Raw genomic sequence first — 1,220 nt, forward strand, 5'->3', positions numbered from 1 at the left:
CACTGTGAGTTTCAATTCCTCTGCGGCCGATATTGCATCGACGGCCGCGGCTTTGGCGAAACCGAGAATTTGTGCGATGGATCGCGTGGCTTTGTGTGAGTCTTCGAATGCTCCGACCACCTTGGAAAGAGAGGTCCGCGCTTCGTCGCCTTTGGCTCGCATCGCGTCACCGGCGGGTCCTTGCCAGAAACCCGACGAATCGGACATTTGTGTGGTTATCGTCGAATGCTCATCAGTGATCAATCGAGTGCTGGCCGCCCATTCGTCAGCCTGGCTGGTCAGGGCTTCGAACGACCAACTCTTGATTTGCGACACGGTAGGCGGGGTCGAGGTCATCGTTGACCGTTTTCCAGGTTCTGGAAATCAGTCACCTGGCGTTGCTGCTGGGCTTGATACTCGGCCAGACTGTGCGTCGCGGAATTATTGATCTCGACAAGCTGCCCGCCGACGCCACGAAGACTTGCGCTACCACGCCACCCAGCTTTCATGTACGTGTGGCCGAGTCCGGATCCTGGAAGCGCTGCCTCTATCGCTGCGATGAAGCCGCTGGTAGGTACCCTGCCGAGGGCTTCTTGTGATGCTGTGAGCGCACCGATCATTCCGTTGATTCCATCAGTATCGACATATAAGTCGGACAAGTTGCGATCCTCTCCCCTGCGGACGGGTTGCTACGCTAGCACAACCGTATCGATGGATGGGAAGGCGGTTTTGTGACTTCGTCGGGGTCTGATGTTGATCCGATTACCGGAAGAATGGAGGCTGTTCATCGCGCGTTGATGACTGACCGCGCGGGCGCGGAGCGTCACGGCGTTTCTGTAGAGGTTTCCGCAGACGGCACGCTCGAGTCTCTTCGTATCGCCGAATCAATCACCCCGTACGGGAAAGAGCTCGCGGCGCTTATCGTGCAGCTCGCAAAGGAGGCCCTGGTCGAGTCCAGGCGGAACGTTCGTGAGCGAATGGCGGAGTTGAAAGCCGATCCCAGGGTCGAAGACGTGCTCGAATCCATTTCCCGGGCAACCGACCAAAAAATGCCTCCTTCGAAGGTCGAGCGGGTGCGGGCACCACACCCTGATGACGACCTGACAGAGGATGAGCTGATCGAGATGAACGAGCGGCGAAACCAGTCGTACTTTCGTTAGCCGGCAACAGCGAGTTGCTGGAAAATGACACTGGCCGCCTGCATCGGGATGCAGGCGGCCAGCAACGTAACGGCGAGAAGG

3 protein-coding genes are annotated in these 1,220 nt (G+C 58.1%); 1 reads left to right on the forward strand and 2 read right to left on the reverse strand.

What is annotated here, in order from left to right; all coding sequences use genetic code 11:
- Window positions 1-315, reverse strand: a 315-nt coding sequence (locus tag ACFWF3_RS36440; protein ID WP_379318758.1) for a WXG100 family type VII secretion target, incomplete at its 3' end; no start/stop codon positions are given.
- Window positions 316-332: 17 nt separating this feature from the next.
- Window positions 333-638, reverse strand: coding sequence for a hypothetical protein (locus ACFWF3_RS36445; RefSeq protein ID WP_379318760.1), 306 nt, complete (start codon window positions 636-638; stop codon window positions 333-335).
- A gap of 72 nt (window positions 639-710) precedes the next feature.
- On the opposite strand from ACFWF3_RS36445, the gene ACFWF3_RS36450 reads away from it, so the two are divergent.
- Window positions 711-1,139: a YbaB/EbfC family nucleoid-associated protein gene (locus ACFWF3_RS36450; protein WP_379318762.1), complete on the forward strand. Its 429-nt coding sequence runs from the start codon at window positions 711-713 to the stop codon at window positions 1,137-1,139.
- The last annotated feature ends 81 nt before the right edge of the window (window positions 1,140-1,220 follow it).

The sequence above is a fragment of the Nocardia sp. NPDC060220 genome, from assembly GCF_042727815.1.
Taxonomy (GTDB): domain Bacteria; phylum Actinomycetota; class Actinomycetes; order Mycobacteriales; family Mycobacteriaceae; genus Nocardia.